This is a genomic window from Elizabethkingia argenteiflava, assembly GCF_009904105.1.
Lineage (GTDB): Bacteria > Bacteroidota > Bacteroidia > Flavobacteriales > Weeksellaceae > Elizabethkingia > Elizabethkingia argenteiflava.
In genome coordinates, this window is record NZ_JAAABJ010000617.1 from 1 (window position 1) to 7,379 (window position 7,379).

Genomic DNA, 7,379 nt, shown 5'->3' on the forward strand with positions numbered 1-7,379 from the left:
CGCCCCGTGCGACGGATGATCACCTTCCAATTAAAAAACCTGTTAAAAGATGAAGAGAGCTCTATTAATTCTAATTCTTAGCCTTTTTATAGGCTGTGGAAGCCGGCATAAAACTTCTGCTTTAAACATCGAGAAAAAGAGCGAGGATGTTGATTTAAAAAGTGACGGTCTCTCCAGTGCAAATATCAATAGGAAAGCTTGGGATATCAACCAAAATACCCAGGGGAAATTGAGCTTTCAAGTTTTACCTGCTCCTAGAAATTCTGTTTCTCCATTATCTGAGAACAAAAAACTCCCCAGGAAATTAAAAGTAAAGGACGCTTTGGGTAATGAGGTAGAATATGAACTCAAGGGGGATGAAATGGTGGTTTTCAATACCGAAAACCATCAGGTATCCATGATCAGAAATATGCAGGAACAATACAAGCGATTAGAAAAGGAAAAAACCGAGCTAAAGCAAAAGCTGGGTACTTATACAAAACAAAAAAGCAAAGAAGTAAAAAGCAATCGCCCCATGTGGTCGTGGTATGTTCTATTCTTTTTTGTGGGTATGCTAACGATCCCCTTAATGAAACAATTTAAAAAAATAATACTATGAATACTACAGACATGAATTTAAAACTTGAAAAAGTAGGGGCAAAAATGGAAAATGTACCCAGTGATCTTTTTCAACAAATGGAGGAATATGGCATTTTGTGTGATGAAGATAAATATAGATTCCTAGCCAACTGCTTACATGAGACTTTGGGATTTAAAGTCTTTAAGGAAAACCTATATTATACCTCTGCTGAGCGTTTGGTAAAAGTTTTTCCGAGTGCTTTTAAGTCACGATACAATCCTAATGATTACCTTCGAAATCCCACCAAACTGGCGAATCTGGTGTATGATGACCGCCTGTTTAAAAAAGGACTGGGCAATCTCTACGATGGTGATGGTGCTAAGTATATCGGTAGGGGAGCCATCCAATTAACGGGGAGAAGTAACTATACTCAATTGGCAGAAGCGACGGGTATAGACGTAATAAATAACCCCGAACTATTGGAACACCCTCCCTATACCTTTATCTCTGCCCTTTATTATTGGAAAAGGAATAAGTTATCTACCAAGCCTTCATTATTGGCTACACGCCAAGTGATCTCTGGAAATTATAGCCAAAACCCTTTTGGGTATCAACAGGTGAAAGGTTGGTATGATAAATTGAAAGAGGTAAATACCCTAATAGGTTAATGCGGAGTTTTCGGAATATCTTATTGATGACTCTATATAATGATCTTTTTTATCTTGTATTTAATGGATAAAAAAAGATTTATACGAAAAAAATAAGCTACCCTTTTTGAATGTAATAAAATATTGGAAGGGTGGTTAAATATAGAAAAGATTAATTCTATTTCGAAACGGTGAGAATTTTCAATAATTCACAGCTTCAAAAAGCACATCAATTAAAAACAAATGGTGATTTTGGGGCTGATACAAAAATTTAAAGAAAATAAAAGCCCACAAAGGGGTGTATTAGCACCCCTTTGTTATTAAAAATAAAACCTAGTTTCATGCTATAAAAACATAATCTTTATATGGATTTTTCATGTACATAATTTGTAAGAACATTAAATCAGCGCTCAGGAAAGCACAACAAGATTCGATTTAGGATTACAAAAATGCGGGGATTGAATTTAAAAATTTACCAAAAGGGGTCGGATATCTGGTGTAGAATGTGTATTTTTTTGCTGTTTTGTTTTGTAGGCGCAGGTATTTTGTTTTGCTGATTATAATGGTAATAAATTTGCATGTATACTCCATTTATATCCTGTTTATAGATTTTCATATTTAGTGCTACGGGATCCGCAAAAAAGATAGGATATAAAAATAAAGATGAGCAGTGAATATTTATCATAAAAAAACAAAATATTATGCTAGAATAAACAAAAAGCTACCTTCTCCCTGGCGGTGTTAATAAAAATTATTCGGGAAGTCTTTGTATTCCAAAACATAGATTTCGAGAGATATGATAAATTACCTTCTTGGACCACTCTCCTTTCATGCGGAAATCATTAAATATTTTATTTAAGTGAACGCCAGAGTGAGGTTATGATTGCTTGACTAATTAGAATTAAATTAAAAATAGCGAGCGCCCTCATTTCTATATTAGGTGAAATGGATTAAGTTTAATAGATTTATTTATAAATATTTTACCATAAATAAGTATCTAAAATTTTATATCTATGGATGCCTTAGGTTCCGGCAGTCATTTTTTAGTAATCACACGATGGTACATGGTTTTATTCAAAATACATTATTAAGAAAATAGTTAAGTTTAAAATGTTGCACTAAGCAACCCTAAATTTTATTATGAGAAAAGATCTGATTTATATTTTGCTTTTAGGATTTCCTTTGGTAGGCTGTAAAAGTAAAATAATGCAAAATGCCGATTACCGGCAAAACTGGAATTTATTAGAGAAAAAAAATGAAGCATTGGCTTTTGATGCCGACATACATTTGTCGGAAGCGGAGGTGAGGTTGGATAAAAAACTACTCCAAATGCGACAACAATTTATTAACACAACAGAGCAGCATAAAATATCTTTATATAATCGTTCTTTTAATGAAATAAGGCCATTGATAGAGAGCAGTGAATTGTTTAAGGTGATTAATGCTATGCCAAAAGGAGGTTTGTTACATATACATAGCGGCGGTTTAACAGATGTTAAATGGTTGATGATGAAAGCAAGAAAATATAAAGAATGTTATGTTTATGATCAACAAGATAATGGACAATATATTTTCGGACAAATGGCCTTTTTTGAAAAAGAAAATGTTCCCGAAGGCTTTGTTCAATTGGATAAGAAACTTATTTCAGATCCTAGTTTTGAAGCCCAATTACAAGATTTGCTCATCCTGAGACGATCCACCCTCTGCACTTATACAGATTATTGGATTGAATTTGAGAAACGTTTTAAGCGTATAGGTTTATTATTGGCTTATCGTCCTTTTTTCAAAGAATATTACTTAAAAGGTTTTCAGGATTTAGTCAAAGATAAAGTACAACATGTGGAAATTAGATTTAATTTTGATGAACTCTACGACTTTAAATATGGAAAATATCCTTTAAATACATCCATTACTGATCTGCAGGATATTCTAAAAACAATACGCAAGTCGCATCCTCAATTTACTTTTAAATTAATCTATTCCAGCTTTAAGTTTTTAGATACTCAGAGCGTTGAAAATCAACTTGAAAGAGCATTTGAACTTAAAAAAGAATTTCCGGATGTAATTTCGGGATTTGATCTCGTGGCAGATGAGGCTACGGGAAATAGCATTTATTCTTTTCAGGAAAATTGGGAAAAGTTGAAAGAATTCACCAAAAAATATGGAACAGAAATGCCTCTTTTCCTGCATGCGGGTGAAAGTAACTCTATTTTTAATAAGAACACTCTGGATGTTTCGATATTAAACAATCAAAGAATAGGGCATGGTTTGAATTTAATCTATTTTCCACAGGTCGTGGAACGGATAAAAAAAGACGATAAACTGGTTGAGGTAAGTCCTATTAGTAATCAGATTTTAGGATATGTGAGTGATTTTCGAAACCATCCGGCAAGAGTTTTGTTACGCAATGGGGTACAATGCTCCATTAATAGCGATGATCCTGGAGTTTATGGATATGAGGGGCTTAGCTATGATTTTTGGATAGCTTTTATATATTGGGAGCTGGATCTAAAGGCTCTAAAGAAACTTGTTTTTAATTCGATTCATTATTCCTCTTTAAATAAAAATGAAAAAAAGGAGGCGAAAATGTATTTAAATCAACAGTGGATTGATTTTGTACAAAAGGCTAATTTGGAATTAAAGGCTAAAAGTTTAAAACACCCCGAAGCTTCATAATACATCCATTAGTAAAGACTTAATAGAAAACTGATTTTGTCGGGGCTATTAATATTGAATTACCCCATTTTAATAATGGTCGATTTACGGATGTAGAATTAAATTAGGGGGACTATTTAATTTTTATTTTAGGAAAAGTTTTAGATTTATCAAACGATTCAATCATTTAGGAAATAGGAGAGAATATTAAATATATTCAATAAGACTTAAGAAAAATAAGCCATTCCTAATCCTATATACTTTTGTTTAGAGGAATATAGTCTAAAAATTTAAGAAGTATCGTTTTAATATTCTATGATAAAAACAGTGATAACTGAAATAATTTGAATATCATACGTTTAAAGCATAAAATAAGAAAAAAGTAGCCCCCTTTCTCAAAAAAATAGAAGTGATCAGATTCTCAATACTTCTTTTAATGCACTATTGTAATAAAACATTACCTATATTTGATTAGCAATGCCCTATTTAGTTTCTCCTTAAACCGAACTCAGGTTAGATTATTAAAAAAAAGCGTACTATACTACTTTTTCGTATAGATTCCTGATGCTCTATTTTTTAAATAAGATTAAAATCCTTCGGTTATTTAGATACGGCTCTTTCTTTTTCCTCGGAATTCTTAACTTCCCTAGAAGATTCTTTAATGGATTTATTACCGAAGCTATAAACTAATGATAGCCGTACAAATCGGAGATCATCATAATTTCTATAAAAGGTTTCATTATTGTTAGAAAAGCCTGTATATGCTATTATATTTGATCGAAATATATCATTGGCATAACAGATGAGTTGAAGCTTTTTATTCAATAATAATTTTAGAGAAGCATCAACTTGATAGCCTGAAGAGTTTCTATCGAGGTTAGAAACTCCTTTTGAGGTTTGCCATAAGTTTACACCCAAAAAGAATGTTTTCTGTTTATTCAAAGTAAAATTAAGATCTGCCTTTGTTTCCAAATTCCAGCCATTTAAATAGGATAAGGTTATAGGAGTATTAGATTTTGATTGACTATTAAAAATATTTAATGTTAGGTTTACATTTAGCCAAGAGAATAGCTTAAGGTAAAAATACTGATTAATCCCATATGATTTGTTTGTAATAAAGTTAATTGGTCTTACATTTTGAATTTTTGATTGATTATCAAGCATATTTAGCATATCGAAGCCATCTTTAAGGTCTGAATAATACAAAGACGTTATCATAAAGTCTTTATAATTATAAGTAAATTCAAGATTATTTGTAAATTCTGGAAGAAGGTATGGGTTGCCTTCAGATGTGGAATATGGAGAATATATGTACTTAAACGGGTTTAATAGACTAAATTCGGGGCGATGAATTCTTTTCCCATAATTAACAGAAAATTGATTATGATCATTCAATTTATAGAGAATATAAGCAGTCGGGAAAAACTTTGTATATCTAATATCAGATTCTTGATTTAACGTTTTGGAAAAACCATTGGTCTGAATGTTTTCCAGCCTTATACCTACTTGAGCCTCCCATTTATCTCCTATTTTTTTATTCGCCGAGAAATAAATTGCCTGATTCTTTTCTTTAAATGAAAATTGATTCGTTTTATTTTTGTCTAAGTTAATACCTTGTTCATTTAAATTGTAAAACTTAATATCATTTAACGTGTTAGTGAATGATAGCCTTGCTCCATAATTAAAATCTATCCAAGATGTAGGGTGTTCTACATCAACATTCATAGAGTAATTATTAATTCTTTGCGCACCTTCATTTTTTCCGGAACTAAAAGATTGGCTATTTGATAAAGAACCTAAGTCATTAATAATATTTGTAGCATATACCTGGCTAGTATTACCTATATTGTTGAAATAATCAAAATCAAAAGAAATTTTTTTACCTATGGTGTCGATTGCGTAAATAATATGATAATTAAATGAAGTAAATTTATTATTTTTTGAATCTTTAGATTTGGTTTGTATCAAGGAATTATTATTAGACTTGCCGAATATATTTGATTCTATGTTGGATTCTATCACTGGGGAGGAATAACTACCTATATATTGAGCTCCTGTAGAAATATGTTTATTTATCTTATAATCAATTGATATTCTACTTGAAAAGTTATCTGTTAATAATAGTTGATTATTATTTTCTGTCCATGTTGCATCTGGGTATTCTATATTAGAAAATTTTGTTGGTACAGAATATCCTCCTGCATAATTAACGCTCGAAGAAATTGAAAGGTCTTTATGCTTTAAATTATATATTATTCCATCCTTATTGATAAATCTTGATGAAATTTGCCCAGACGTATTGAGTGTGAGATTCCAGTAATCTGTTTTAGATTTTTTGGTTATTATATTTACAATTCCACTATTTCCTTCTGCAATATATTTAGATGGAGGATTAGTGATTACTTCAATACTACTTATATCATCAGACCTTATAGATTTTAAATAATTAATTAAATCGTTTTTTTGAATATTAATGGGGCGATTATCTAGCATTACTAGAATTTTATTCTTACCCATAATTTTTATTTCATCATTTTGCACAGAGATTCTTGGTGCTAAAAGTATCGCATCTAATACATCCCCACTACCCGCAATAATGGAGTTCTCTACATTGAAAACTAATCGATCTACTTTTTGTTGGATTATCTTTTTTTTAGAAATTATGTCTAATCCTTTTATTTCGACCTCTTTTTCTTCTAATGAAAAGTTCTCTATTTTATTTCCTTCTAAAAATATATTCCGGTCTAGTAGCAATTTCTTATTAGAGAAAATTTTCACACTATACCATTTTTTATTTGGTAATTCTATGCTGAATTGCCCATTTTCTCCTGTTATTGTAAAATATTTTTTTTGTTCAGAATCGACAATGAACACTTCAGCAGCGTTCATTGGCTTCTTATTTACATGCACATAACCTTTTAGGGTTTGTCCGGTAATTTGACAAAAACATATAAAAAAACATATGATGGTATATATCGCTACAGCTCTATTATTATCCATGGATATTGATTAAGAAGTTCATCTAATTCTATCTGATTTTTAACAAGTTCATAATATGTGCTCTTTTTATTTAGTAATTCTATATGTTTTCCTTGCTCTATGACTTTATCATTATCCATCACAATTATATTATCAGCATTTTTCACTGTACTGAGTCTATGAGCTATAATGAGTACGGTTTTATTTTTAAAAAATAACTTTAATTATTATGTATAATCTTTTCATTTTTGGTATCCAAAGCAGATGTAGCCTCATCAAATATCAAAAAATCGGGATTCTTAAATATTGTTCTTGCGATGATTAATTGTAATAGCCCCGACTTAATCTGACAGTTAAGTGTTAAAATAATTATCAGTTATTCAATATTATCCTTACTTCGAAAAGTAAGGATTTTTTGTTCCACTGCAAGAGTTTCCAATAATTTCTCTTTTGCAATAGGTTTACTATCCAAAAACGTCTGCAGTGGTGTTTTACCATAACAATGTTTTCCAGTATGCGTTCTTTCATTGTTGTAATAG

Annotated in this window: 4 protein-coding genes and 2 pseudogenes; 3 read left to right on the top strand and 3 right to left on the bottom strand. The window is 30.9% G+C overall.

Annotated elements, in window-relative coordinates; genetic code table 11:
• The first annotated feature begins 49 nt into the window (after nucleotides 1-49).
• The 3 genes from GNY06_RS10750 (at nucleotide 50) to GNY06_RS10760 (ending at nucleotide 3,882) form a co-directional block, all read left to right on the top strand.
• Nucleotides 50-598: a hypothetical protein gene (locus GNY06_RS10750; RefSeq protein ID WP_166520072.1), complete on the top strand. Its 549-nt coding sequence runs from the start codon at nucleotides 50-52 to the stop codon at nucleotides 596-598.
• Complete coding sequence (locus GNY06_RS10755) at nucleotides 595-1,227, top strand: glycoside hydrolase family 19 protein (RefSeq protein ID WP_166520073.1); 633 nt, start codon at nucleotides 595-597, stop codon at nucleotides 1,225-1,227. The genes GNY06_RS10750 and GNY06_RS10755 overlap by 4 nt, the downstream gene beginning before the upstream one ends.
• A 1,119-nt stretch (nucleotides 1,228-2,346) precedes the next feature.
• Nucleotides 2,347-3,882 carry an amidohydrolase family protein gene (locus tag GNY06_RS10760; RefSeq protein WP_176590015.1) on the top strand — a complete coding sequence of 512 codons (1,536 nt, stop codon included), beginning with the start codon at nucleotides 2,347-2,349 and terminating at the stop codon, nucleotides 3,880-3,882.
• 579 nt (nucleotides 3,883-4,461) lie between these two features.
• Here the strand turns inward: GNY06_RS10760 and GNY06_RS10765 are convergent.
• From GNY06_RS10765 to GNY06_RS10770, 3 genes and pseudogenes are all read right to left on the bottom strand, one after another.
• On the bottom strand, nucleotides 4,462-6,861 hold the full coding sequence (locus GNY06_RS10765) for an outer membrane beta-barrel family protein (RefSeq protein WP_166520074.1): 2,400 nt from the start codon (nucleotides 6,859-6,861) through the stop codon (nucleotides 4,462-4,464).
• A pseudogene (locus tag GNY06_RS14370) lies at nucleotides 6,840-7,168 on the bottom strand (hypothetical protein); the annotation flags it as partial. The gene GNY06_RS10765 and the pseudogene GNY06_RS14370, both read right to left, overlap by 22 nt.
• Before the next feature lie 48 nt (nucleotides 7,169-7,216).
• Nucleotides 7,217-7,379, bottom strand: a pseudogene (locus tag GNY06_RS10770) (IS481 family transposase); the annotation flags it as partial.